Below are 25,683 nucleotides of genomic sequence, written 5' to 3' on the forward strand. Positions count from 1 at the left end.
CCCACATTTTATATTATATTATCTTTGTTAAAAAAGTCTAGTAATTTTTATAAAAAATAGAAGGTCATAATAACCTTCTATGAGATAATTCTATATAGTTATCTTTCAAATTTATTAAGCAGTCTTTCTAGTTCCCGTGCTTGCAGGGCAGATTCTTCTGCAAATTTTTTAAACACCTGATTTATTTCTTTATTCTCTATTTTACCAGAATACTCCTGGTAATCTCTAACGCTCTCCTGCTCATCAAGAAGTTTTTGCTTTATCATATCTTCAACTGTTAATTTCATCCTTATCTCTCCTTTCTACCAATAGTTTTTGTTACATAAAAAAGTTTTATTCATTATCAATCTGTTTATATGTTACAAAAATAAAGATTGAAATAAAAATAAAAAATATTATCCATAATAACTGATAGCTTATTTTAGCAATGACAAAGCCACTAAAAGCACTACCCAATCCACCACCACAAAATAAACCAAATCCAATTAATCCTGAAGGTAATACTTTAGAATCAGATGCCACATCAAAAGCCATAGTAGCCAATGTAGATTGAACAAAAATATATCCAATACCCAAACTAACAGTGGCAACCAAACCCATTTCCCAGCAGTGAAAATTTATTAAAAACAAAGTTGTCATTAGTGCAAATATTTCACCTAATATGATCACATTTTTATATCTCATTTTTACATTTAACTTTCCCATGATAGAACCTGCACCAAGACAAGCAAATCCATAAAACATTACAATTATTCCACATTCCATATAATTTAACTTTAAGGCATAGTGAAAATAGGCACCTAAATAACTATACAAACCCAAAAATAAAAATCCAGCTATAAATGCCATAGGAAAAATTATTTTGCCACTTGGTGTTAAAGTAACACGTTTAACTTCAGTAAAAAACTTCTTATCTACAGGAACAATATTACCTTTAGGTATGGTAAACAAAAGAAATACCGTGCATATTGCAGCTGCCACAAAAAAAATAAATAATACACGCCAGCTGACGTATTTAGCTAATGTTCCACCTAATCCAGTACTAAAACCTTGTCCTAAAAAAACAATTTCCATAAATTTTCCAACATATTTTGACCGCTTTGAAACTGGAACAGTATCTCCAATCAAAGCCAAAGATACAGCTATAATACCTGCAGCAAAAAATCCTGTTACTGTCCTCCATATGCTCAGTACAAATAAAGAACTAGCAAATGCACATCCACAAGTTCCTAAAGCAAATCCACATATAATCAATTTAAGTATTCTAACCTTACTGTAACAATCACTGAAATATCCATAAACAGGCTGCATTATTCCATAAGGTATCATATATAACGTCAATATAATACCAGTTTTAGAAATCGATGCATTAAATTCTGAAGCTATAGCCGGAAGTATTGGAGACACAAACCAATTATCAGCAGCAGAAATAAACCCTCCAATTCCTAAAATTGCAATTAATATATCATATTTTAAACTTACTTGTTCTTTATTCTCACAAATTAAATGCTTCATATTTTATATCTCCTTATATAGTATAATTAAAGTATAGAAAATATATATTTTCTATACAATGCAAAAAATACTAATGTGTCCTAGTACAGATTCATAGGAAGTAGGTAGTTTTATGAAGTATGACGTTATTTACACATATATAAAAGAAGAAATATTTAAAGGATATATTAAACCAGGTAAAAAATTGCCTTCTATAAGAAACATATGTAAAAAATTTGAGTGCAGTAAAATAACTGCTGCCAAAGCATATGGCTTATTGATAAAAGATCACATAATATACTCTGTACCAAAAAGTGGATACTACCTTATTGAAAACAGCCTAAATATGAATAATAATTTAGATAATAAAAGTATAGATTTTTCAACATCTGCTCCAGATGAACGTATTTTGCCTTATAAAGAATTTCAAGATTGTTTAAATCAAGCATTGAATTTATATAAAGGAAATCTTATCTCTCCACCTAGTACACAGGGAGTTGAAAATTTAATTTGTACAATACAAAAGCAGCTTCAAAATTATCAAATTTTTGCTGATAAGCAGTATATATTTATAACAGCAGGCTCTCAACAAGCTATAAATATATTCACTATGATGGATTTCCCAAATAGTAAAAAAAATGTGCTTATTGAGGAACCTACTTATTATGGAGTTATAGAATCTTTAAAACTTAATAATATAAATATTATAGGTATAAATAGGACCTCAAAAGGGCTAAACTTTTATGAACTTGAAAATATATTTAAACACAAAGATATAAAATTTTTTTATATTATCCCACGCTTCCACAATCCTACAGGATTTTCATATTCAAATAGTGAAAAAAAGCAAATATTAAAACTTTGCCAAAAATATAATGTATATATAGTTGAAGATGACTATTTAGCTGACTTGGATATTGAAAGAAAGTCTGATCCAATATATGCTTTAGATCCTTACTCAAAAGTTATATATCTAAAAACCTATTCTAAAGTATTATTGCCTGGATTGAGAATTTCTGCAATTGTACTTCCAAAAGAGATACTAAAAACTTTTGGTAAATATAAAAAATGGAATGATTTAAGCACATCTGTACTTTCACAGGGAGCCTTAGAAATTTACATAAAAAGTGGTATGTTTGACATACATACAAAAAAGCTTAGGGAGGTATATTCTAAAAGAATGGCCTGTCTTAATAAATGTGTAAAAACTTGTTACAACTCTAATATAATTTGGCACGTCCCACCTTCAGGTTTTTTTGCCAGTTTTGAGGTCGTTAACAGTACACATATAGACTATATAATTAATGGGTTAAAGTCAAAAAACATTCTTCTAACTGATCCAAATATATTTTATTTAAATACTAATGTACCGAAGAAATTAGTAAGACTAAGTGTTAGCAGAACTAATACCTTTGAAATTCAAAAAGGTATAAATAAAATTTGCACTATAATTAAGTAGTTTCAAATCATCTTAATTAACTTTAATTTTAAAATTATTGTTTAGTTTTCCATTTTTTGTGTTATCATTATATTCATAAAAGTTACTATTAAGATTATTTTTACTATGTTGGCCTTTATATCATTAAGTGACGTATTGTCGTTATATTAGATAAACTATAGAGGGGATGATTATTCAATGATTAAAAAAATTTTTTCTTGCATTCTAATATCAACTTTTCTCATATTTTCAAATGCAGCCATTGTAAGTGTAAATGCAAGTCCCATAAAAGCTACCAAATCAGCTTCAGATGTAATTACTGTAAGTATAGATGGAAACAATATTTCTTCAAAAGATGGACAGCCTTATCAAGATTCAAATTCAATAGTTATGGTACCTCTTAATGCAGTAATGCAAAAGCTTAGCAATAATTCAAATATCCAAATAAAAGATGATTCTGCTACACTTAGCACGTCTAATTACACTATAAAGCTTGAAAACAATAATAAAAAGGTAGTTATAAACAATGAAATTTTTAGCTTATCCACGGCACCTATTATTAAAAACAGTACTATTTTTGTGCCACTGGAGTTTTTCAGTCAATTCCTTGGTAAGACAATAGATTGGGATAGCAGCACAAAAACAGCTAAAATTCTTACTCCTGTAAAAAATACAGAAGAATATTTTCAAAGTGCATTAAATTCCAGCAGATATTTAGATACTGCACAAAAATTAGACAACTATTTAAACTTACTCCAAAGTGCAGATAACTTCCACGGAAGTGTACTTGTAGCTCAAGATGGAAATATACTTATTGATAACGGTTATGGTAAATCAGATGCAGAACAAAACATCAAAAATACGCCCCAAACTGAATTTCCAATGGGCTCCATGACAAAGCAATTTACTGCAATGGCAATACTGCAGCTAGTTGAAAAGGGATTAATCAATGAAAATGATCCCCTATCCAAGTATGTACCTGATTTTCCTAAAGGTAACACTATAACAATAAAAAATCTTCTTACCCATACGTCAGGAATTCAAAATTGCACTAACTTTCCTGAGTTTTGGTCTATGAAACTTGACTCTTTTAAAGATATAAACAATGTAATCAACTTATTTAAAAATAAACCTTTAGAGTTCACTCCAGGAACTGATTTTGACTATACCAACTCCGGATATATCTTACTTGGATATATAGTTACAAAGGTAAGTGGAATGAGTTACATTGACTACCTTCAAAAAAATATATTTGATCCTCTTAATATGAAAAGTACAGGACTAGGTTATAATGGTGCTGATAAAATGTATACATCTACAGGCTACAGTGGTTATTTAGACCAGTATCCTATAAGTGACGAAATAACTTTAAATGGTGCTTATGGTGCAGGTGCTCTATATTCAACTACAGAAGATTTATACAAATGGGACAGGGCGTTATATATTGAAAAATTAGTAAAACAGTCCACTTTAAAAAGGATATTTACAAATTATGTGCAGATGAGTAAAAATGGTCCTTATTACGGCTATGGATGGATGTTAACTGACGGCAAATATGGAAGAGAAATATATCATGGTGGAAATGTTCTAGGTTTTACAGGAAATATAGCAAGATATCCAGATAAAGATTTAACCATAATCATGCTTACAAATGTAGGGTATTATAATGTAAATTCTCTCACTGATACTTTAGCAAATATCTGTATGGGTGGAAGTTATGAGCTTCCAAGTGCAAAACAAGTAGTAAAAGTGGACAGTAAAACTTTAGATAAATATGCAGGAAGCTATACTATTCCAGGAGGGCTAAATATATCTATAACAAGTAATGGAGGTCATCTTTATTATGAACAGGATGGTAGTAAAGCAAAATACGAACTCTTTCCAGAATCACAGAATAAATTTTTTCTCAGAGTATCCAATATAGAAATTAAATTTAATGTAAATGTTAAAGACCAGACTACGGGATTAGATTTATATCAATTAGGTGAAGATGTCCACATAGATAAATCGAAATAAATATAGAGTTTCTAAACAAAGAATCAACTTATACTCCGGATATTTTTTACAACCTTCAGCTCGTTAAATATTTTGATAAGTCTAAGCAAAAAATTCTAGAAAATCTAAGGACTTTTGAAAACTCGTACCTCAAACAATTCAAAAGTTCTAAGATTTTAAGAATTTTTTTCTAAGACTTATATACAAAATATTTAAAAGGGCTTCATTATTGTAAAAATATGCCTACGTATAAGTTGATTCTTTAGTTATAAAGCATTACATATTAGTGTGTAAATTACATAAATTGTAAAGTTGCAGCTTAAAATTCCTATAATTTATTTTACTCTATTAAAATTTAAAATAAAGCAGGTACCCTTACCTTCTTCACTTTTTACATCAATGATTGCAGAATGGAGAATCAATATGTCTTTCACAATAGTTAGTCCTATACCGCTGCCCTCAACTTCATTTCTACTTTTATCTCCTCTATAAAGTCTCTCAAAAATAAATGGCAAATCCTCCTTTTTTATACCTATTCCACTGTCTTTTATACTTACAATTACATATTGTCTGTCAAAGCTTAAATTAACATATATCTTGCCTCCAGGCAAAGTGAACTTAACAGAATTTGATAAAATATTAATAAATACCTGTTTAAGTTTGTCCGTATCTCCTGATATCAAATATTTTTCACCCACAGCAGCATTAAATATCAAATCAATTCCTTTACTTTTAGCATGTGACTTTATTTCTTCACATATGTTATACATCAATTCATCTAAAGGTATTTTCTCAAAATTTAATATTACTTCTTTACTTTCAAATTCTTTTAAAATATTTAGATTATCTATAAGTCCTCCAAATCGTATAACCTCATCATTTAAGGCATTAAGCCTATCTGTAGTTGCTGGAAATATGCCATCTATCATTGCTTCTAAATTGTTTTGCAGTATATTTAAAGGAGTTCTTAATTCATGGGATATATCAGAAACCAGCCTTTTTCTAATATCATCCTGATACTTTAACTTTTCTCTAAGAATATCAATGCTATTAATAAGATTTTTTATTTCAAGTACACTACTATTAAATTTCAGCTTAGCTTCATAATCACCTCTGGATAACCTTACAGATGCTTCCGAAACTTTTTTTATAGGATATGATAACTGTTTTGAAAACAAAATGCTTAAAAATATAGAAATGCATATTGCAATTAATACACTCACAACCATATTTCTATTTATTGAACTCTTAAAATCTATGTCTTGTTCTGATAAAAATACTGGTTGGTATTGGCCTATAGATATATACCCTACTACTTTATTGTCATATTTAATTGAAAATGTATTTGTCTTATATTCACCAGCACTATTTGCGTCTTGTTTACTAAACATCGGCATATTTTTTAATTCATCAGGGTTCATCCCCCATACCTCTCTTTTATTTTCATCAAATAATGTTAAACAATAATTGCTCATATATCCTTCATGCTGCATCTCTACACCTGAATTTTTCGTCCATCTCTTATCCCTCTTATAAATTTGCTGAAAATAATCCACAATTCGCTGATTCCTTTTGATCTGATTACTAGCTATATATTTATTAAATGTATTGTCCACTGCATGATTTACAAAAAATGTAGACAATACTACAGTTACAATAGTGCAGAGTACTAAAACTAAACTTAACCTTTTTCTTATACTTTGCATTTCTATTCACCACCAAATTTGTAACCTAATTTTATTACAGTTATAATATACTTTGGAATTCGCGTATCCCTTTCTATTTTTTTTCTAATATTTTTTATATGCACATCTATAGTTCTATCCGAACCTTCAAAATCAATACCAAATACCTGTTCAATCAACTGGTCACGACTTAAAACTCTGCCTTTATTTTTAGCAAGAACGTATAAAATATTAAACTCATTAGGTGTCATAGGTATTTCTTCTCCCTTTAGCTGCACACATCTTTTGTCATGGTTTATTACTAATAATCCATCTCTAGAAATAATTTCAGGTTCTTCAGCAGAAGATATCCTTCTAAATAGTGCATTTACTCTAGCTGTAAGTTCCCTTGGACTGCAGGGTTTAGTTAAGTATTCATCTGCTCCCATATTTAAGCCTTGTAATTTATCTGATAAAGTTGCCTTAGCTGTCAGCATAAATATATGTACATTAGATATTCTTCTAATTGTGCTGCATACCTCCTCGCCATCAATATCTGGAAGCATTAGGTCAAGTATTACTAATTTAAATTCAATTTTATTGAATAATTTTATTCCTTCAAGACCCATGGTAGCACAATAAACCTTATATCCTTCTCTTTCAAGATAAGCTTTTATAACATCTGATACTTTTATTTCATCCTCAATAACTAAAATAGAATTCATAACATACCTCCAATATTACCTAAACAGAGTTTTAAACATGTTCTAATACTTATACACTTATATTTGTTAGATTTTGTTGTTACTATATGTCTTATTCTATGCTATCAAAAAATTATGTTGAACTTATAAAAATAATTTAAATATCTACATAATATCTACATATTTTCTTGATATATTGTACAGGAAGATGTGATTATAATTTATCAATAAAACTTTTAGGAGGTACTTAATTATGGATATGACTCATTACATGTCACTACTTGCAGCCAATCAACCTTGGAATTTAATAATTTTTATGGCTATACCTGTAATATGTGCTGAAACTCTCACCATTACAGAATTCTTTATAATTTTCAATAGGATAGAAAATGGTGGCATTAAAACTTTAAATAAAATCGTTGGTATTTTCGATGGGTTTTACTTTACCGGTATATTTATCTACCTATTATTTAATGCCGTAATACCTTTAACTAATACTGGAGGATGGCATACATGGGTTGATGTGGTAGCAGTTGGTTTTTATTTAAGCGGCGTTGTGTTTCTTTTACCTATAGCATTGATGGAACTTAATATAATATTTAAGAATAAAACTCCAGAATCAAAAATGAAGATCCATTTTATTCTTGTAGGAGGATTTCTTGTAGTAGCACATGTAGCAATGATTTTTGGCATGGTAAATCCTGAAATTATAAGCAGTATGCCAACCATGCACAATATGTAGCTTATAATTTAAAGAACACAATTCAACTTTTTAATTAAAAATAGACTTATACTTTGTATAAGTCTATTTTTACTATTATTCTTTTTAAAGCAATTTTAAAATATCTGCTTTCATTTCTAAAAGTTTTTTAGAAAATATTCTGTTTTTCTTGTTCTCACTTTCAAAATCTACGTTAATTTCTTTTTTAATCATTCCAGGTTTAGAGGATAGCACATATATCCTATCGGAGAGCAAAATGGCTTCTTCTATATCATGAGTTACAAAGAGTATGCTTCTTTTCAATTCCTGTTTCATATCAAGAATCCATCTTTGCATTTTACCTCTAGTTATAGAATCCAATGCACCAAAGGGTTCATCAAGCAACATTATTTCCTCAGAAGATAGAAAAGTCCTTAAAAAACTTGCCCTCTGTCTCATGCCTCCTGAAAGTTCATAGGGATATTTCTTTTCATAGCCCTTAAGACCAACTATTTCAATATACTTAACTGCCCTTTCTCTCGATTCTCTTTTATTACTACCTCTTATATCAAGTGGAAGTACTACATTTTCCATTACAGTTTTCCAGGGCAAAAGCAAATCCTTCTGCTGCATATACCCTAGATCCCCTTTTACTGAAACCTCTCCACTATCTTCTTTAATAATACCAGTTATTATATTAAACAAAGTACTCTTTCCGCATCCACTTGGCCCTAAAATAGAAACGAATTCTCCCTTTTTTAAGTTAATGGATATATCTTTTAGTATAAGATTTTCCTCAAAACTTCTACTCACATTTTTAACTTTTATAATGGAATCATCCTGTTTATTTTGGTAAAAATTCATTTGTGAAAGCATCGCTTGTTTTTAGCTCCTTTTTAATCAACCCTTTACTTTGCAAAAATTTAGCATATCTACTCCATACATCAGATTTCATTACACCCCATCTAGGTGCATCTGCTATGTACTGTTTTGCCATATATTTCTGACTTTCTACAGCCAATTTCCTATCTATTTCTGGTGCATGTTTGACAAGTATTTTTGCACTTTCATCAGAATTTTTTATAGCATATTCATATCCCTTTGCTGTAGCTTTTAAAAATTTTCTAACTTTATCTGGATTTTGACTAATATTTTTATTACTAGTTATTAAAATAGGTGTATAGTAATCAAGTGCAGGATCTAAATCTTTGACAGGTATAAAATTTAAGTCAATACCTTTTAGTTTTGCTTCAACTCCAGTCCATCCTTGGTAAATCCATGCAAAATCAACATTTTTCTTCGTAGATGCAAAGAAATCATCAGTTCCCATATTCACAATTTTAAGTTTACTGAAATCTGCTCCATTTTTCTCCATAACAGCTTTAATTACAGCTTCTTCTGAAGGAGATCCCCATCCTCCATAAACTTTTCCTTCAAAGTCCTTTACACTTTTTATGTTTTTGGTTTTAGGTGACGCAAAACCTGAAGTGTTATGCTGTATTATTGTGGCAATAGATTTTATAGGAAGCGGATCTTTGTTTGTAACTGCATAGGTTACATCTTCCTGATAACTTACACCAAAATCTCCTTTGCCTGCAGCTACAAGATTTGTCACATTACCTTGCGAAGGTTGAACTATCTTCACATCCAGTCCTTCCTCCTTATAATATCCTTTATCTAGTGCTACATATAATCCTGTATGATCTGTGTTTGGAGTCCAGTCAAGTATTACTGTAGTTTTATCTAAAGAAGCAGCTGCCTGTTTCTTTTCACCCGTTCCACATCCCCCAAATAACAAACTTATAATAAATATAGTTACCAACAAAAATATAATTTTATTTTTTTTCATATTCGTCCCCTCTATTTCCAATGTATTATTTTTTTACCTATAAAATCTATAATGTAGATTATTATAATGCTTACAATAACAATGACTAAAATTGAAGCAAAAACCTTGTCCAATTGATAGGCATTTTTTGCCCTTACCATGTATACCCCAATGCCATTATCTCCTCCAAGCCATTCACCTATAATCGCAGACATTATCATATAAGTTGCTGCTATTTTTAAGCCTGAAAAAAAATTCACCATAGCATAAGGAAGCTTTAAGTGATAAAATGTCTGTAATCTTGAGGCTTTCATAGTGCTAAATAAATTTATATAATCCCTGTCTACTTTCTCAAAGCCATCTACGAGGCTTACAACTATCGGGAAAAAGCATACCATTACCACTACTATTATTTTAGGAAGTACCCCAAATCCAAACCATATTATAAACAAAGGTGCAATTGCTATAGTTGGAATAGTTTGAGATATTAGTAAAATAGGATATATTGACTTTCTCACAATTTCAAAACTATCCATTATTATAGCTAATATAAAGGAAAATATTATAGATATAAAAAAACCTATAAAAGACTCGTACAATGTGGTTTCCGTATTTTCCATTATATTTTGAAAATCTGATACAAGAGTTTTTAAAATATCCAGCGGAGAAGGAATAATATACTGAGGAACATGGGCAAAGTTTATTGTTAACTGCCATATAAGTACAACTATTACTATTGTAGCTATAGGATATATTTTACTTTGAATGTTTTTTGTTTTTTCCATATATAAGCACCTTCAGTCTATAATTTTAATTTATTAAAATTGTCATAAATTTTTTCTCTAACTTCTTCAAACTGGAGATTCTTTATTAAAGAAATTTTTCTTACAATATTTATAACTTCAGATGGATATCCATATTTTTTATTCACCCATTCAAGTGAATTAGGACCATCAGTTTCTGTTAAAATTCTGCCTAGAGGAAGAATCTTTACTATCTCATTTGTAAGTTTAGAATATCCTATATCAACACTTATTGTAAAATAACACCCATACTCCAAAAGCTTTTTTAGTATATTCAAATCTCCACTATACCAATGAATTATAGGTGTTCTTAAATCATATTTTCTTATATAATCCAATACCTCCTTTTCTGCTCCTTTAGTATGAATGTTTGTTATTTTGTCATATTTCTTAGCTTTACCTAAAAAGTATTGAAATACTAGATTCATATAAGGATATTTTTCTTTCTCCAAAACCCAATAGTAGTCAAGCCCTATTTCTCCAATAATTTTACATTCCTTTACATAATCATCGAACTTATCTAAATCCTTGTAGTTTTTATGTGCCTCCCAGGGATGTATTCCAAAACATGGAGTTATATTTTTATTATCTTTACTTAATTTTTTTGTAAATATATAACTCTCTAAATCCATAGAGCATCCCAAGGTTTTGATATTGCTGTGATTTATACTATCAATTGCATTACTTAAATTGTCTTTATAAAAATCCATATGATTATGCGCATCTACAAACATTTTATTCTCTCCCTATACTTTAACAAAAATAAAAAGCACTATTATAAAAACAGTGCTTTGAATCCAATATTAAAGCAGCTTTCCTACGTCGGCGTTACCCGAATCAGGTTCAAAGGGTTAAAGTTTTCACTTTTCTCAGCACAAATGGCACCCCTGGCACTATAAATAATTTTAGATTAATTACATTTTTATACTAACACTTATCCAAATAAATGTAAATATATTATTTGCTCTTGTCCAAATTTAGTTTTTTAATTAAATTATGTCTCAAAATATAATCCGAATAGCTAAGCTGATTCAATATGTAATCTTCTTCTTTTTGAAGTTTATCACTTTTAGAAATTTTATTTCCCGTATTTACATCGTAATAAATATCATCTTGTGAAGAATAATAGCAATCTTTATCTATAAAAGAACCATTTCTAAATATGACTCTTTCACTCTCAGGATTAAAGAGGTCTTTTCCAAGCATGTCCTCTTCTTTCAACTTAAATAAATTACATACTGTAGGATATACATCCATCTGACCTCCATAAACATGGTTTACCCCTTTCACAGATTCATCAGGAAAATGAATAAACATAGGAACCTTTTGAAGCTTTTCCCACTCTAAATCAGATTTGGAGCTCGTCTTTAAAAAGTTAAAAAGCTGATCTTGTTTATCTTTAGGTACTGCATAATGATCTCCATATAGTATAACTATTGAATTTTTTAAAGTACCATTTTTGTCTAGTTCATCTAAGAACATTCCAAGCTGTTCATCCGTATAATGTATTGCTTTTATATAATTTCCAATAAAACTTCCTTTATAATCTCCTACATCAAAGTCTCCGTATTTATTTACATCATCATAAGGGAAATGACTTGTTAGAGTTATCAAAAAAGCATAGTAAGGATTTTTCATATTTTTTAGCTTGTCTATAGATTGGCTGAGAAAAGACCTATCGCTTAAACCAAGTCCTATAGACTCATTTTGTTTATAACTTTTTTCACCATAAAAAGTATCAAAGCCAAACTTTTTATACATTATATTCCTATTCCAAAAACTTTCCCTAAATCCGTGTAAAGCTGCAGTGCAATAACCTTCATCCTTAAAATTTTTCGGCATTGCATTGTATTCATTACCCGAGTAAAGCAAATATGCTGCACCTGCTGATGCAGGATAAAGTGAATTATTTGTCATAAATTCCGCATCAGAAGTTCCGCCAGCTGCTACTTGATAATAAAAATTATCAAAGTACTCCGAACGTCCTATCCATCTATTTAAATTAGGGGTTATCTCCTTTCCATTTACAGAAGAATTTATAACAAATCCTTGAAGTGCTTCTACCTGTATCATTATCAAGTTTTTACCTTGTCCGATTCCGTTTAAATTTTCATGACTGGACTTACTTTTATCTACAAAATACTCTATAGCCTGAACTTTATCCTTAGACACAGGAGTTAGTCTATTTATATTGGCAGAAACACAATTATAAATATCCAGGCAATGATAATTTATCGTACCCAATTTTTTGGCTATATACACTTTATTATACATAGTTGTCAGAAGCCTAGGCTGTTCTTTTGATAAAGCATAAAAACTTTTGAAATCAATAAGAATACCTACTAAAATAAATACTAAAAACATAGATACTCTAACTTTTGTAGAAAGTTTTCTATTGTGGCCTGCCAAATACCTATTTATAAATGGAATTATAAATATAATATCAAAAAGATATAAAAAATCTTTAAAGTCCAGTAGATTAGCCACACTAGATTTTACTGCATTTAATTGAAATCCACTTATCAGAACAGATACAGATATAATATCTTTAAAATATTTATAATAGATCAGATCACTAACTATGAATATACTTATAATACAATTACATATATACAAAAATCTAGCACGACCTCTAGTTTTAAAAATACAAGCAATGGATACCAATACAAATACTGAAGCTAAAGCTGGAATAAATAAGCTTTTAAATGAACTCATATGTTTTCCATATACTAATATTTTAAACATTACTACAGTTACAAAAAAAATTACATCTATAAAATTTGTAAAAAAAGATTTAATTTTATCCATACTACTTTCCCCCTATGGACATTTGTAATCCTAAAATTAATGAAACTAATATGTATAATTATAAAACAATATGTTAACAAAATGAAAGTATTTTTTCGTACCTATTTACATAAATGCCATACTGTAGCATAATATATTTATTACGAAGAAGTTAAAAGAATTAGGAGGTTGTATATTTGATGGGAGAAAAAGAAGATAACATAGAAGATAATATAGAAGAACTCTCAGTAAATGAAGAAGATAAAAAACAATTTTTGGAAGAACTTAAAAATAAAAATTTAGAAGAAGAGAAAAAACTTGAAGAGCTTAAAAATAAAGAATTAGAAGAACAAAAAAAGCTTGAAGAAGAGAAAGCAAGATTTGAAGAAGAACAGAAAAAGAGAGAATTAGAAGAACAAAATAAACAAGTAGAACATATTAATGAAGATGTCCCAAATAAAACTGAGCCTAGTGAGAATAAGTCAAGTGAAAAAAATGGAACTCTGATGCGGAATTTCAAAATTTCTTTCATAGACACAGCTGTATCAGCTGTAGTTTCAATAGCAGCTCTATATTTATTTGACTTGATATTAAGACTCATATTTGGATACTATGTATCGGATATGAAAGGAGTATTTATTATACTATTTATAGTAATACTAATTCTATATCCTGTTATAATGAAAAGTTCCAAATTAAATAAAACATTAGGTGAAAAGTTCTCCAAAACAACATCCATAGAAAGGAAAGATTAAAAGTTGAAAAAAGGCAGCGAATATGAATTTTTCATAGAAGAACTACAATTTCCAGCTATAGGAATAGCAAAAAAAGATGATATGGACGTACTTATAAAAAATACTGTTCCAGGTCAAAAGGTAAAAGCTAGAATTACAAAGAAAACAAAACACTATTTAGAAGCGAAAGTTACAGAAATACTTGAAAATGTAAATTATGCAGTAGATCCGTTTTGTCCTCATTTTAATTTATGCGGTGGATGTACCTCTCAGTTTATACCTTATGACAAGCAATTAGAACTAAAAGAAAAACAAGTCCTAGATCTATTTGAAAAGGCATCCATTTGTGACTTTAAATTTCTAGGCATAGAAAAAAGTCCCGAAAAAACTGAATATAGAAATAAAATGGAATTTTCCTTTGGTGATGAACACAGGGGAGGACAACTCACCCTTGGAATGCATATAAAAGGAAGATCTTTTGGCGTTGTAAATGTAGATAATTGCAGCCTAGTAGATGCAGATTTTACACTTATTTTAGATAAAGTTGTGACTTATTTCAGAGAAAAAAATTTACCATATTATAAAATAAAAAACCACGAGGGATATCTGAGAAATTTAGTATTGAGAAAAGGCAGAAATACTGGAGAAATACTTATAAACATTGTGACAACTTCTCAAATACAATTTGATTTAGATGGTTTTAATAAGTTATTGCAAGATCTCAACTATAAAGGCACTTTAGTTGGGATACTTCATACTGTAAACGACAATCTATCAGACATGGTAAAAGCAGATAAAGTAGAAATACTATATGGTAGAGATTATATTATAGAAGAAATTTTAGGATTGAAATTTAAAATATCTCCTGAATCTTTCTTTCAGACTAATTCAAGGGGTACAGAAAAACTATATGCTATAATTAAAGATTTTCTTGGAGATGCTTCCTCAAAAACAGTTTTTGACTTGTACTGCGGTACGGGAACTATAGGTCAAGTCTTAGCTTCCAGTGTAAATAAAGTAATAGGAGTAGAACTTATAGAAAAGGCTGTTGCTTCTGCCAATAAAAATGCCAAGTTAAATAATATAAAAAACTGTAGCTTCATAGCCGGAGATGTAAAGGATGTTTTAAATACTTTAGAGGATAAACCAGATGTAATAATACTTGATCCACCAAGGCCAGGGGTTCATCCTAAAGCATTAAAATATGTAATTGATTTTAATGCACCTGAAATAATTTACGTATCCTGTAATCCTAAAACTTTAGTTCAAGATTTAAATGTATTAATTGATGCAGGTTACAATGTAGATAAAGTAAAACTTATGGATATGTTTCCTCATACTCCCCACGTTGAAACCGTGGTTAAACTAAGTAAGTAAAATTTAAAGTGTACCTTAAATTTTAGTTAATTTTCTAACATTTAAGGTACACTTCATTCATAATTTTTTTCACTAAAACTATATTGTATCCACTGTTTCTACCCAACCAAAAATATCTTCATCTTCACCATATTGGATGTTTACAAGTTTATTATAAAGTTCTTCTGTTATTTTTCCTACCTTGTTATCACCAGCATAAACAGTTTCTCCTTTATAACATAAACCACCAACAGGAGCTATAACTGCTGCCGTACCTGTTCCAAACATTTCAGTAATTTCTTTATCTTTAATTCCTTTCACAACTTCATCTATTGATATATTTCTTTCTTCAACCTCATATCCTAAATGAGCTGCCAATTTTATTACAGAATCTCTAGTTATACCAGGAAGTATTGAACCTGTAAGCTTTGGTGTTACAAGCTTATTTCCATAAACGAAGAAAATGTTCATAGAACCTGCTTCTTCTATATATTTATTTTCTTTAGCGTCTAACCAAAGTACCTGAGAAAATCCCTCCTTCTCTGCCTTTAAGCCTGCTAGAAGGCTTGCAGCATAATTTCCTCCTGTTTTTGCATCTCCAACTCCACCTACAACTGCACGAACAAGTTTATCCTCTACATATAAGCTAACAGTATTGAAACCACTGCTAAAATATGCTCCGACAGCAGTTATAAAAATGCAAAAATTATATTCTGGTGAAGGATGAACACCTAAAGCCACTCCTGTTCCCATGAGCGTAGGCCTTATATAAAGAGATGTTCCCTTTTCCTTTGGAAGCCACCTTTTATCTATTTTAACAAGTTCCTTTACAGCTTCTACAAAAACATCCTCTGGAACTGGTGTCATACACAATCTTTCAGCAGACTTATACATTCTTTTAGCATTATCAAATGGTCTAAATAAAAGCACTCTTCCATCTTCTGAATAATATGCCTTCATTCCTTCAAAAACTTCTTGAGAATACTGTATTACCACTGATGCAGGATCAAAGGACATTGGCTCATATTTTTTAAGTTCCCCCTTTTCCCATCCCTTTTCCTTAGTCCATTTCATAGTAAACATATAATCCGTATAAATCATACCAAATCCCAAGCTATCATAATCTTTATACATTAGTTTTAATTCATTATCTGGAATTTTCTTTGTCAAAAAATCCATTATACTCACTCCTATCACTATATCGCATTTTCTTCATTTTCTTCATATAAATCTTCATGTAATAACTCTTCATGTGAAACTTCATGGCTTTTTCTATAAATTTGACTAAACACAAATCCTACAATTGTCCATCCTAATACTATATAAGGAAAGAGATTTGCCGGATAGCTTGGTACAGGATAAATATTAGAATAGAAAGCAAAAGCAAGTCCAAATAATCCTACTGTGGGAAGTATCAAATTATGAATTTTCCATATATTTTTAGCTTTAAAATATATTATAGCCCCAAGACATGTTAGTAAATAAGATATCAATAAAGCTAACGCACCAATTGTCCCTAAATATCCAAAAGTAGTTATTCCATCATTTTTAAACATTAAACAAATTACAACTACTGCTGCTGCTAGCATTACATTAAGTGCTATATAAGGCGTACTGTGCTTATGATGAACTTTTGTAAATACATTTGGGACGTTGCCATCTCTGCTCATTGTAAAAAGAATTCTTGCACCTGCTGTTAACGCACCTAATGCTGATGAAAAAGCCGATAAGCTTGCTCCAAATGTTAGTACTATAGCAAATGATTTTCCTATATATTTTTGGGATAAATCTACAGTAGTTGAAGAAGACTTTGTAAGAGCCTCTAATCCGCCTTTAGTAATTCCAAATCCTATAACCTGAGCATAGCTTACAAAAATAAAGAACAATCCAGTTACTATAACCGTACTTGCAAGAGCAAAGGGTATTACTTTTTTAGGATCTTTACTTTCCTCTCCTAAACTTGATGCTCCTTCAAAACCACCAAAACATAAAAGTGCAACAACTCCAGCACTACCTATACTTCCAATGCTATTTCCATTAAGTTTAAAAGGTGCCAAACTTAAACCTGTAGTCATGGCAGTTTTTGCAATTATTACAACAGAAAGCACAAGTATCATTAATATTGTTATGCCTTCAAATGCTAACATTACCCTTGTACTTATTGCTACTTCGTTAATTGAAATGTACCACATAGTAATGCCACATATTATTGCAACTGGTATCCATGGGAGGTTAACTCCGCTAATTTGATTTATAAATTCTGTAAAAAGGCCAGAAAAGGCACAACAGCATCCAGTAAAGAACATAAAATATGCCAAAAATAGTATCCATCCCGAAGCTGTTCCTGCTTTCTTACCCAAGGATTTTTGAACAAAAGTATAAACAGAACCTGCAGTTGAAATATACTGATTAAATTTTACAAAAGCTATAGCTACACATCCTATCACAAGTGTGCTTACAAAAAACACCAATCCAGTTGAATATGAAGCAATACTAGCCATTAAAGTTACATTCATAGACATAGCAAAGGTTGGCGCTATAATAGCAACAGATAGTGCTATTACCTCAAGATAATTCAATTGGTTTTTCTTTAATTCATTCTTAGCCAATGCAATTCCCCCCTCAAATTTAATATCTTAATTGCCTAACATTGGATTTCATTAGTACAAGGATTCTGTAACCTTAATAATATTGGTAAGTGTACTATTTATAGGTGTTAAAACATTGTACTTTTTGCCAAGTTCTACTACTGTCCCACCAAAAATCTCAATCTCTGTTTTTCTCTTAGCCAGTATATCCTGGCACATTGAAGTTTTTCCCTCAGGTGACAGTTTATTTAAAACCTTCACCCAATCTTCTATATCTTCTTCTGTGAGATTAACTCCTGCCTTTTGAGATACTAAAATAACTTCTTCCATAGCATTTCTCATTATATTTATGGCAGCTTGTTCTCTTTGAAATACACCATAATTTGCCTTTAAAACAGCTGATGTTTGGTTAATACCTACATTAACCATGAATTTCCACCACAATGATCTAAGCATATCCTTTGGAATCTTGTTTTCAATTTTAGCCTTATTGAAAAATTCTTTAAGGGTTTTGACCTTGTCCGTTAATGTATCATTGCTTTCCTCACCAAAATCTATATATCCAATATTTTTAAAGTTTACATTTTGATGCCCTTCCCTTACAGCATCTATTCCTGCTGATATTGAATAAAGCACTTTATCCTTTCCATAAACTTCTCCAAGTATTTCTTCACTGGTAATTCCATTTAACAGAGACATTATAATGGTATTATCACCTACATGATTTTTAATCTGAGTAACTGCTTCTTTTAATTGATTATACTTTACCGCAACTATTATTAAATCTGCAGCCTCACATTTTTCATCTGGTTCTGCAACATCATAAAAATATTTCTCTCCATTTATTACAAAGCCATCTTTTCTATACCTCTCAGCTCTTTTTCCTTCGGCAATTATCTTTACGTTAATATCTTGTATATTTTTAAAAATTTGGCTTGAATAAGCACATCCCATTGCACCCATTCCAATTATAGATACATTTTTTATTTCTCTAATCATTACAATAGGAACTCCTTTTACTTATTTATTTGAAAATGCCTTATTACTCATTAACTATTGCAAAAGCACGTACTGGAAAACCTGGTGCATTCTTAGCTTTTGGAACCACACAGAAAATTATTGATCCTACTGGCGGAACCTTATCCAAATTCGTCATTACTTCGATTTGATATTTATCTTGATTTAATATATAATTTTCACCTTTAAAGCCATATTCAGCTTGTCTTATTGGAGCATCTGTATCAAATGGTTCATGTCCACTTGCTGCTATCTTTCGTGTTTCATATAAAAATTCCAATGTTTCATATGCCCATCCTGGATAATGAAGATTTCCTTCACTGTCTGCATTTGAACATTTTTCTTGATCTGGCCAATTTTTACCCCAATCCGTTCTCATTGCTACAAAAGAACCTTCTGGAATAATACCGTACTCAGCTTCAAATGCAAGCAAATCTTCAAGCGTAAGCTCATAATCAGGATTTTCTTTAAACTTTTCTGAACAATCAATAACTACAAGAGGAAGAACCATTTCTTTAAGTTCTATATCCTCAATAAGTCTTTTACCTGCTGCAAAGTGTCCTGGGGCATCCATATGTGTTCCATACTGTCCTGGAAAAGTATATTGATTGACAAATATACCATCCTTCTCAATTGTAAAAAGAGTTTCAATTTTTTCAGCCTTAAAGCCAGACCACTTTGGTGTATCTGAACCAAAGGCATGTGTTAAATCAACCCATTTGCATTTTTTTAAATCAATTAATGTTTTCCACAAATCTACATTTATTGTCATTTTTCATCTCTCCTCTGCATTTTTATTCATATTTTGTAAAATATTCGCGAATCGTAAATCTTTATTATAATATATATCCATTTATCAAAATAGTCAATACTTTTTTGATAAATTATCATCATTAACTCACGCAAATTTTCTTATTATTAAAAAACACATAGTTACATTGATAATTAGTCAATATAACTATGCGTTATAAATTAATATATACAACTATATTTTATATGATTTTTTAAGCATACTAAAATGATACTGAATTGATTCCAAGTTCCAGCACTTGTATTTCCATTTCATACTCATATTTGGTTTTTGCCCTTAAGTCAAAACGCTCAAAAATCTGTATAGCCGTATCAGATAAATTAATTCCATTATTACTTGCAAATTTAATAAGTTCATATATAACCTGACAGGAAAGTTTCTCTGAATATCTAAATTTACAACATAAATAGCGACCTTCAGGTAAAATGAGATATTCTATATTTTTAAGACGTTTATCTGTAAAGTATCCAATCTGTGATACTAGTAAATCATGCATCTCAGGTTTATAATCTTTTTTCTTGTAGATATAGCACATTGTATTTCCTTCGGCTGAAATAGCACTTTCAAATAAGTCTTCATTTCTTCTACAATATAAATCGATATCATAAATTGAAACATTGACATTTTTAACTGCAACATGACGTGACATAAGATATTGCTCATATATTTTCAAATCCATAGCACTGTTATCTCTATTTTTAAGGTTATTAATTGCCTCTGTAATAACTTCACTTGAATATTGCAGTTCTTGAATTTTTTTCTCAACAGATACTTTATGATTGGATAGACACTCTAGAAGGATTTCATAATCATCAGAAGAATTCAACATAAATTTAATCTCTTCTAACGATACTTTTAAACCTTTATTCATATAGCGAATCAAATCAATATAAAAAAACTGATCATAAGCATAGTAACGATAATGTGTATTTTCATCAATACGAAAAGGTTTTAATATACCCATTGAATCATAAAGACGTAATGCTTTAATAGGTATACTCATTAGCTTAGATACTTCACCCGTAGTATATAAATCTTTCAATTCAGATACCTCCCCCTGAAAGCAAATTCATCTAATCTTTATTATATAATGCTTTATTTCCTTAATCAAACCATTTGAAAAATATATAAAAAGCTATTGACTCTTCCCCTGGGGCAGACTATATAGTTTAATTGTTAAAACAATAACTTAACAACTTGATGAAATACTATAAAAATGGAGTGAAAATAATGAATACAGTATCAATTACAATTGATGGTTATACGTTACAAGTAGATTCAGAAAAAAGCATTCTAAGTGTATCACTAGAAGCAGACATATACATTCCTCATTTATGTCATCATCCAGATCTACCTGATATTGGTGCATGTAGATTGTGTGTTGTTGAAATTGAGGGATGTGACGAAATAAAAACAGCATGTACTACTAAGGTAGAAGACGGAATGATAATACATACAAAAACAGAAAAATTAAATGCAATGAGAAGATTATCCATGGAATTAATGTTAGCCAATCATGTTGACGATTGCACTACTTGTCCTAAATATCTAAAATGTGAATTACAATCATTAATTCAATATTTAGGAGTAAGTACTTCTCGTCTAAGAAGAACACTAAACAGTGTACCTGTAAACACATCTAATCCGCTTATTGTAAGAGATCTAAATAGATGTATATCCTGTGGACGATGCGTAAGAATGTGTAAAGAGGTTCGAGGAGTAAACGTTCTTAACTATGAAATAACAGAAGATGATAGAATCATGGTTGATATTCGTAGTCACAATTCTTTAAAAGAAGAAAACTGCCGTTTCTGTGGAGCTTGCGTAGAAGTATGTCCTACAGGTGCACTTCAGGACAAAGAAGGAGTATTCAAGAAAAATTTAAATCGTGAACTAAATCTTATCCCATGTAAAGCAGAATGCCCAGCAAATATTGATGTTCCAAAATATATTCGATACATTAAAGAAGGAAAATATCAGGATGCCATTGCAGTTATTCGTGAAAAAGCACCCTTTCCACATTCATTAGGGTATGTGTGCATGGCATTTTGCGAAAATGCATGTAGAAGAAAAGAAATCAATAAAGCTTTATCCATTAGAGAATTAAAAAGATTTGCAGCAGAGCATGATGAAGGTCTATGGCGTGATAAAGTTACTTTTAAACCTAAAACTAATAAAAAGATTGCCGTTGTAGGTGCTGGACCAGCAGGTTTAACATCAGCATATTATTTAGCAAAATGCGGACATAAAGTTACAGTATTTGAAAAATCACCAGTAGCTGGAGGAATGATGACAACTGGTATTCCAGAATATCGTCTTCCAAGAAAAGCTGTTCAGGATGAAATTGCAGAAATAGAGCGTGCAGGAGTTACTATATTGACCAATACAGAAGTAACTTCACTTGAGAATTTAAAATCTAAAGGTTTTGATAAGATTTTACTGGCAATAGGAACAGGGAAAGGTGTACGATTACCAATTCCAGGAGCTAACTATAAAAATGTATATGAAAATATAGAATTTTTACAAAGCGTTTCTCTTAAAAGGCCATTAACTGTAGGTGAAAAAGTAGTAGTTTTAGGCGGCGGAAATGTCGCATTTGACTGTGCAAGAGTAGCAAAAAGGTTAGGAGCAAAAGATATTACAATGGCTTGTTTAGAAAATAGAAAAGCTATGACTGCAAGCGATGATGAGATAAAAGAAGGATTAGAAGAAGGAATTAAAATTCTTAATTCAAGAACTTTTATTTCCATAGAAGGCAGCTGCAATATTGCTGCAGGAGTAAAGTGCCAGAAAGTAGCATCCTTTAGTTTTGATGAAAATAAAAGATTGAAACTTGAAATAGCACCAGATTCAGAACATATAATACCGGCAGATACAGTTATTTTTGCTACAGGTCAAAGAGCAGAAATACCAGAAAAGTGGAATATACCTACTGGACGTGGGAATTCAATTATTACTGAAGATGGAATGAAGATCAGTGATAGTGATATGTATGCAGTTGGTGATGCAGTATATGGAACGAATTCTATAATTAGGGCAATTGCAGCTGGACGTAAAGTTGCATCTGCTATAGATATCGAACTAGGTGGAGATGGAGTAATTGAAGATAAATTAACAGAAGATATTGTTCCTAATCCATATATAGGTAAAGATGAAAATTTTTTATCCATAGAAAGGGCAAAAAATGAATGTGAAAATATTCAAAGTCGTATTAAAAATTTCAAGGAAGTAAATCATTGTTTAAGTGAAACTTCAGCTTGCAAAGAATCAAATAGATGTTTACAGTGTGATTTACGTACACAAATTAGAAAGCCAAAATTATGGGCTCAGTATAAAGTTAAATAGAAAGGAGTGGAAAAGTATGGCATTAATGCAAAGAAAGTTATGGAAACAGGCATCTTTAGAAGAAATAAAAAATTTTATAATTGAAGAATATAAAAAACAGTCAGAAAATCCATGTCCTGTTGATAAAATGAGAGTATTTACTGATAGTACAAGACGTACAAGCTGTGGAGAATGTGTAATCTGCCGAGAAGGAATATTACAGCTTAATGTAATAACAGAAGCAATTTCTCAAGGTAAGGGTCGTGATGGAGACATTGAAATTCTAACTGAAATATCAGACGATTTAATACTAGGATCATGCTGCAGTTATGGTAAAGAGGTTGGAAAAATTACTAAGAAAATAATTGAAGAAAGCAAAGAAGAGTTTGAGAAGCATATAAAAAGAAAAAGATGTGATGCTTTAGTATGTAAGAAATTTTTCAGTTATTATGTTTCACCAGAAAAATGCAGTGGCTGTAATAAGTGTGTGGAAGAATGCCCTCAAAAAGCAATTGCTGGAGATAATAATTTGATTCATGTAATAAATTTAGATATTTGCGATAGATGTGGAAAATGTACAGTAATATGTGAAAACGCAGCAATTCAAAAGGCAGGCACAGTTGTACCTAAGCTTCCACAAGAGCCAGTACCAGTTGGAAGTTTTAAGGCTGAACCACAAAATGGTGGAGGATTAATGGCTGGCAGACGAAGACGCAGACGAAGCTAATAATACAAATTTCATATATCAATAATATTATTAAAGGAGGAAAAAGTAATGAGAGAGTTTGAAACAGATGTTGTTGTTGTTGGAGGAGGAGCATCAGGGCTTGCTGCAGCAGTTACTGCTGCTGAAAATGGTGCAAAAGTAATGGTGCTTGAAAAAGCTAATACTACAGGTGGATGTGCTAATATGGCAATGGGCCCTCTAGGTGTTGAAACAAGAATGCAAAGAGAAAGGCTTATAGATATATCTGTAGATAGAGCATTTAATAAGTTCATGGAATATTCTCACTGGAGATCAGATGCAAGATTGATAAGAAGATATTTAGAGCAGTCAGCAGGAACTATTGAATGGTTAGAAAATATGGGAGTAGAATTCGCATTACCTTCAAAATATTTTCCAGCTTCAGAAGCAACTTGGCATATTGTTAAACCTAAAACTGGAAAACCAGGACTCCGTGCAGCTGCTACTATGATTAAAATCATGACAGAAAGAGCAGAAGAATTAGGCGTTAAAATATTATTAGAAACACCTGTAAAGAGTATTATTAAAGATCAAGGAGAGATAATTGGCGTAACAGCTAGCGATAAAGATGGTGAATTAGAAGTATATGCTGGAGCAGTTATCATCGGTACAGGCGGATTTGGTGATAATCCAGATTTTATTAAGAAGTATGTTGGACTTGAATGGGGAAAAGATTTGTTCTCATATAGAATTCCTGGATTAACTGGAGATGGAATCCAGATGGCTTGGGATGCTGGCGCTTCAAAAGATTTTATGACTATGGAAATGGTATTCTTTGCTCCTAACACTGGTGGATATGCTCCTATAGAGTTACCCTTCCGTCAACCTAACCTTTTAGTTAACCTGGATGGTGAAAGATTTATAAATGAAGAAGTTATAGAAAATCCTGTATTTACCGCAAATGCTATTGAAAAACAAAAAAAGAAAGTTGCATATTCTATAATAGATGAAGAGTTAATCAAGCATTATGAAGAAAAAGGATTAGATCTTATAAATGTAGTTACTTCTAGTATGGATATGAGTTATTTTAGACAAGAAGAAGAAGAAGCAAAGAAAAATGGAAGTGATGTATTATTTATTGCTGATTCTATAGAAGAGTTAGCTAAAAAAACCGGCATTGATGCAGAAAACTTAAAAAATACCATTGATACTTATAATTCTTATTGTGATTCAAAGGATGAGTTATTCCATAAAAATCCTAAATACTTATTACCAATCAAAGGCCCTAAATATTATGCATTAAAACTTGGTTTAAGTGCATATGGAAGTGCTGGCGGTATAAAAATAAACTATAATACTGAAGTTCTTAATGATGATTTAAATGTTATAAAGGGACTTTATGCTGCTGGAACTGATGCTAATTCACTATACAATCCTGATTATGCTTTTGTACTACCTGGAAATTCACTAGGTTTTGCTTTGAACAGCGGAAGAATAGCAGGAGCTAGTGCTGTTGAATATATTAAAGCAAATCTTATGGAAGAACAATAAACTTCATATAAAATATGCATATTTAACCTATAATCCAAATTTATGAGCGAATAATATCCGTCTATTGCCAGTTAAGGCTTAGTATGATGTTATTCGCGTTTTTTACTACTTATTAAAATTAACGGCACTAACGTTGTTATTATTGATAATGTAATGATATAATGATATGATTTATATGGATTTCAATTCTGTTTTCTAGTAAAG

The 25,683-nt window shown here is 30.6% G+C and carries 22 protein-coding genes and 1 riboswitch; of the genes, 8 read left to right on the top strand and 14 right to left on the bottom strand.

What is annotated here, in order from left to right; genetic code table 11:
- Positions 1-98: 98 nt before the first annotated feature.
- Together CLRAG_RS03715 and CLRAG_RS03720 are read right to left on the bottom strand one after the other, a co-directional pair.
- Positions 99-287: a hypothetical protein gene (locus tag CLRAG_RS03715; protein WP_013237552.1), complete on the bottom strand. Its 189-nt coding sequence runs from the start codon at positions 285-287 to the stop codon at positions 99-101.
- A 46-nt stretch (positions 288-333) separates the two neighbouring features.
- On the bottom strand, positions 334-1,515 hold the full coding sequence (locus tag CLRAG_RS03720; RefSeq protein ID WP_065077152.1) for an MFS transporter: 1,182 nt from the start codon (positions 1,513-1,515) through the stop codon (positions 334-336).
- A 112-nt stretch (positions 1,516-1,627) separates the two neighbouring features.
- Between CLRAG_RS03720 and CLRAG_RS03725 the strand changes: the two genes are divergently transcribed.
- Positions 1,628-2,953, top strand: a complete 1,326-nt coding sequence (locus CLRAG_RS03725; RefSeq protein WP_065077153.1) for an aminotransferase-like domain-containing protein — start codon at positions 1,628-1,630, stop codon at positions 2,951-2,953.
- A 177-nt stretch (positions 2,954-3,130) separates the two neighbouring features.
- Complete coding sequence (locus CLRAG_RS03730) at positions 3,131-4,948, top strand: serine hydrolase (protein ID WP_065077154.1); 1,818 nt, start codon at positions 3,131-3,133, stop codon at positions 4,946-4,948.
- A gap of 314 nt (positions 4,949-5,262) precedes the next feature.
- Here CLRAG_RS03730 and CLRAG_RS03735 read toward each other — a convergent pair whose 3' ends face one another.
- Together CLRAG_RS03735 and CLRAG_RS03740 are read right to left on the bottom strand one after the other, a co-directional pair.
- A complete protein-coding gene (locus CLRAG_RS03735) occupies positions 5,263-6,633 on the bottom strand; it encodes a sensor histidine kinase (protein WP_065077155.1) in 1,371 nt (456 codons plus the stop codon).
- Between the two features lie 2 nt (positions 6,634-6,635).
- Positions 6,636-7,316, bottom strand: a complete 681-nt coding sequence (locus tag CLRAG_RS03740; RefSeq protein ID WP_065077156.1) for a response regulator transcription factor — start codon at positions 7,314-7,316, stop codon at positions 6,636-6,638.
- A gap of 232 nt (positions 7,317-7,548) precedes the next feature.
- Here CLRAG_RS03740 and CLRAG_RS03745 point away from each other — a divergent pair, with 232 nt between their 5' ends.
- On the top strand, positions 7,549-8,037 hold the full coding sequence (locus tag CLRAG_RS03745) for a DUF6803 family protein (RefSeq protein ID WP_065077157.1): 489 nt from the start codon (positions 7,549-7,551) through the stop codon (positions 8,035-8,037).
- 84 nt (positions 8,038-8,121) lie between these two features.
- On the opposite strand, the gene CLRAG_RS03750 is transcribed toward CLRAG_RS03745, so the two are convergent.
- The 5 genes from CLRAG_RS03750 to CLRAG_RS03770 all read right to left on the bottom strand — a co-directional run bounded on the left by CLRAG_RS03750 (position 8,122) and on the right by CLRAG_RS03770 (position 13,434).
- Complete coding sequence (locus CLRAG_RS03750; RefSeq protein WP_065077218.1) at positions 8,122-8,859, bottom strand: ABC transporter ATP-binding protein; 738 nt, start codon at positions 8,857-8,859, stop codon at positions 8,122-8,124.
- Entirely contained in the window at positions 8,840-9,844 is a 1,005-nt protein-coding gene (locus tag CLRAG_RS03755; protein WP_065077158.1) for an ABC transporter substrate-binding protein, read from the bottom strand. Before CLRAG_RS03755 ends, CLRAG_RS03750 begins: the two co-directional genes overlap by 20 nt.
- 11 nt (positions 9,845-9,855) lie before the next feature.
- A complete protein-coding gene (locus CLRAG_RS03760; protein ID WP_065077159.1) occupies positions 9,856-10,608 on the bottom strand; it encodes an ABC transporter permease in 753 nt (250 codons plus the stop codon).
- A gap of 17 nt (positions 10,609-10,625) precedes the next feature.
- A complete protein-coding gene (locus CLRAG_RS03765) occupies positions 10,626-11,360 on the bottom strand; it encodes a TatD family hydrolase (RefSeq protein ID WP_065077160.1) in 735 nt (244 codons plus the stop codon).
- A gap of 63 nt (positions 11,361-11,423) precedes the next feature.
- Positions 11,424-11,525, bottom strand: a riboswitch (TPP riboswitch).
- A gap of 58 nt (positions 11,526-11,583) precedes the next feature.
- Positions 11,584-13,434 (bottom strand): LTA synthase family protein, encoded by a 1,851-nt coding sequence (locus CLRAG_RS03770; protein ID WP_065077161.1) that lies wholly within the window; start codon positions 13,432-13,434, stop codon positions 11,584-11,586.
- A gap of 179 nt (positions 13,435-13,613) precedes the next feature.
- Between CLRAG_RS03770 and CLRAG_RS03775 the strand changes: the two genes are divergently transcribed.
- Positions 13,614-14,168 carry a hypothetical protein gene (locus CLRAG_RS03775; protein WP_065077162.1) on the top strand — a complete coding sequence of 185 codons (555 nt, stop codon included), beginning with the start codon at positions 13,614-13,616 and terminating at the stop codon, positions 14,166-14,168.
- 3 nt (positions 14,169-14,171) lie between these two features.
- On the top strand, positions 14,172-15,524 hold the full coding sequence (rlmD, locus tag CLRAG_RS03780) for a 23S rRNA (uracil(1939)-C(5))-methyltransferase RlmD (protein WP_065077163.1): 1,353 nt from the start codon (positions 14,172-14,174) through the stop codon (positions 15,522-15,524).
- A gap of 78 nt (positions 15,525-15,602) precedes the next feature.
- Here the strand turns inward: rlmD and CLRAG_RS03785 are convergent, their stop codons facing one another.
- The 5 genes from CLRAG_RS03785 to CLRAG_RS03805 all read right to left on the bottom strand — a co-directional run bounded on the left by CLRAG_RS03785 (position 15,603) and on the right by CLRAG_RS03805 (position 20,961).
- Entirely contained in the window at positions 15,603-16,682 is a 1,080-nt protein-coding gene (locus tag CLRAG_RS03785) for a branched-chain amino acid aminotransferase (RefSeq protein WP_065077164.1), read from the bottom strand.
- Between the two features lie 17 nt (positions 16,683-16,699).
- Positions 16,700-18,112, bottom strand: a complete 1,413-nt coding sequence (locus tag CLRAG_RS03790; RefSeq protein WP_065077165.1) for an APC family permease — start codon at positions 18,110-18,112, stop codon at positions 16,700-16,702.
- A 51-nt stretch (positions 18,113-18,163) separates the two neighbouring features.
- Positions 18,164-19,090, bottom strand: a complete 927-nt coding sequence (locus CLRAG_RS03795) for a ketopantoate reductase family protein (RefSeq protein ID WP_154104933.1) — start codon at positions 19,088-19,090, stop codon at positions 18,164-18,166.
- Between the two features lie 43 nt (positions 19,091-19,133).
- Entirely contained in the window at positions 19,134-19,880 is a 747-nt protein-coding gene (locus tag CLRAG_RS03800; protein ID WP_013237536.1) for a cyclase family protein, read from the bottom strand.
- A gap of 241 nt (positions 19,881-20,121) precedes the next feature.
- Positions 20,122-20,961, bottom strand: a complete 840-nt coding sequence (locus CLRAG_RS03805) for a MerR family transcriptional regulator (RefSeq protein ID WP_065077166.1) — start codon at positions 20,959-20,961, stop codon at positions 20,122-20,124.
- Positions 20,962-21,149: 188 nt separating this feature from the next.
- Here CLRAG_RS03805 and CLRAG_RS03810 point away from each other — a divergent pair, with 188 nt between their 5' ends.
- Genes CLRAG_RS03810 through CLRAG_RS03820 form a run of 3 tightly spaced genes read left to right on the top strand, consistent with a single transcriptional unit; the run spans position 21,150 to position 25,479 of the window.
- Positions 21,150-23,264 (top strand): FAD-dependent oxidoreductase, encoded by a 2,115-nt coding sequence (locus CLRAG_RS03810; RefSeq protein WP_065077167.1) that lies wholly within the window; start codon positions 21,150-21,152, stop codon positions 23,262-23,264.
- 16 nt (positions 23,265-23,280) lie between these two features.
- A complete protein-coding gene (locus CLRAG_RS03815; protein ID WP_065077168.1) occupies positions 23,281-23,970 on the top strand; it encodes an NADH-ubiquinone oxidoreductase-F iron-sulfur binding region domain-containing protein in 690 nt (229 codons plus the stop codon).
- 48 nt (positions 23,971-24,018) lie between these two features.
- Positions 24,019-25,479 carry an FAD-dependent oxidoreductase gene (locus CLRAG_RS03820; protein ID WP_065077169.1) on the top strand — a complete coding sequence of 487 codons (1,461 nt, stop codon included), beginning with the start codon at positions 24,019-24,021 and terminating at the stop codon, positions 25,477-25,479.
- The last annotated feature ends 204 nt before the right edge of the window (positions 25,480-25,683 follow it).

Origin of the sequence: Clostridium ragsdalei P11 (assembly GCF_001675165.1) — a bacterium.
GTDB lineage: Bacteria > Bacillota > Clostridia > Clostridiales > Clostridiaceae > Clostridium_B > Clostridium_B ragsdalei.

Excerpts from the sequence above, each read along its gene's own strand:
- CLRAG_RS03815 (WP_065077168.1), top strand. The coding sequence starts at position 23,281 with ATGGCATTAATGCAAAGAAAGTTATGGAAACAGGCATCTTTAGAAGAA.
- CLRAG_RS03785 (WP_065077164.1), bottom strand. The coding sequence starts at position 16,682 with ATGGATTTTTTGACAAAGAAAATTCCAGATAATGAATTAAAACTAATG.
- CLRAG_RS03820 (WP_065077169.1), top strand. The coding sequence starts at position 24,019 with ATGAGAGAGTTTGAAACAGATGTTGTTGTTGTTGGAGGAGGAGCATCA.
- CLRAG_RS03745 (WP_065077157.1), top strand. The coding sequence starts at position 7,549 with ATGGATATGACTCATTACATGTCACTACTTGCAGCCAATCAACCTTGG.
- CLRAG_RS03750 (WP_065077218.1), bottom strand. The coding sequence starts at position 8,859 with ATGAATTTTTACCAAAATAAACAGGATGATTCCATTATAAAAGTTAAA.
- CLRAG_RS03740 (WP_065077156.1), bottom strand. The coding sequence starts at position 7,316 with ATGAATTCTATTTTAGTTATTGAGGATGAAATAAAAGTATCAGATGTT.
- CLRAG_RS03735 (WP_065077155.1), bottom strand. The coding sequence starts at position 6,633 with ATGCAAAGTATAAGAAAAAGGTTAAGTTTAGTTTTAGTACTCTGCACT.
- CLRAG_RS03725 (WP_065077153.1), top strand. The coding sequence starts at position 1,628 with ATGAAGTATGACGTTATTTACACATATATAAAAGAAGAAATATTTAAA.
- CLRAG_RS03775 (WP_065077162.1), top strand. The coding sequence starts at position 13,614 with ATGGGAGAAAAAGAAGATAACATAGAAGATAATATAGAAGAACTCTCA.
- CLRAG_RS03760 (WP_065077159.1), bottom strand. The coding sequence starts at position 10,608 with ATGGAAAAAACAAAAAACATTCAAAGTAAAATATATCCTATAGCTACA.
- CLRAG_RS03765 (WP_065077160.1), bottom strand. The coding sequence starts at position 11,360 with ATGTTTGTAGATGCGCATAATCATATGGATTTTTATAAAGACAATTTA.
- CLRAG_RS03730 (WP_065077154.1), top strand. The coding sequence starts at position 3,131 with ATGATTAAAAAAATTTTTTCTTGCATTCTAATATCAACTTTTCTCATA.
- CLRAG_RS03770 (WP_065077161.1), bottom strand. The coding sequence starts at position 13,434 with ATGGATAAAATTAAATCTTTTTTTACAAATTTTATAGATGTAATTTTT.
- CLRAG_RS03755 (WP_065077158.1), bottom strand. The coding sequence starts at position 9,844 with ATGAAAAAAAATAAAATTATATTTTTGTTGGTAACTATATTTATTATA.
- CLRAG_RS03795 (WP_154104933.1), bottom strand. The coding sequence starts at position 19,090 with ATGATTAGAGAAATAAAAAATGTATCTATAATTGGAATGGGTGCAATG.
- CLRAG_RS03800 (WP_013237536.1), bottom strand. The coding sequence starts at position 19,880 with ATGACAATAAATGTAGATTTGTGGAAAACATTAATTGATTTAAAAAAA.
- CLRAG_RS03810 (WP_065077167.1), top strand. The coding sequence starts at position 21,150 with ATGAATACAGTATCAATTACAATTGATGGTTATACGTTACAAGTAGAT.
- CLRAG_RS03715 (WP_013237552.1), bottom strand. The coding sequence starts at position 287 with ATGAAATTAACAGTTGAAGATATGATAAAGCAAAAACTTCTTGATGAG.
- CLRAG_RS03720 (WP_065077152.1), bottom strand. The coding sequence starts at position 1,515 with ATGAAGCATTTAATTTGTGAGAATAAAGAACAAGTAAGTTTAAAATAT.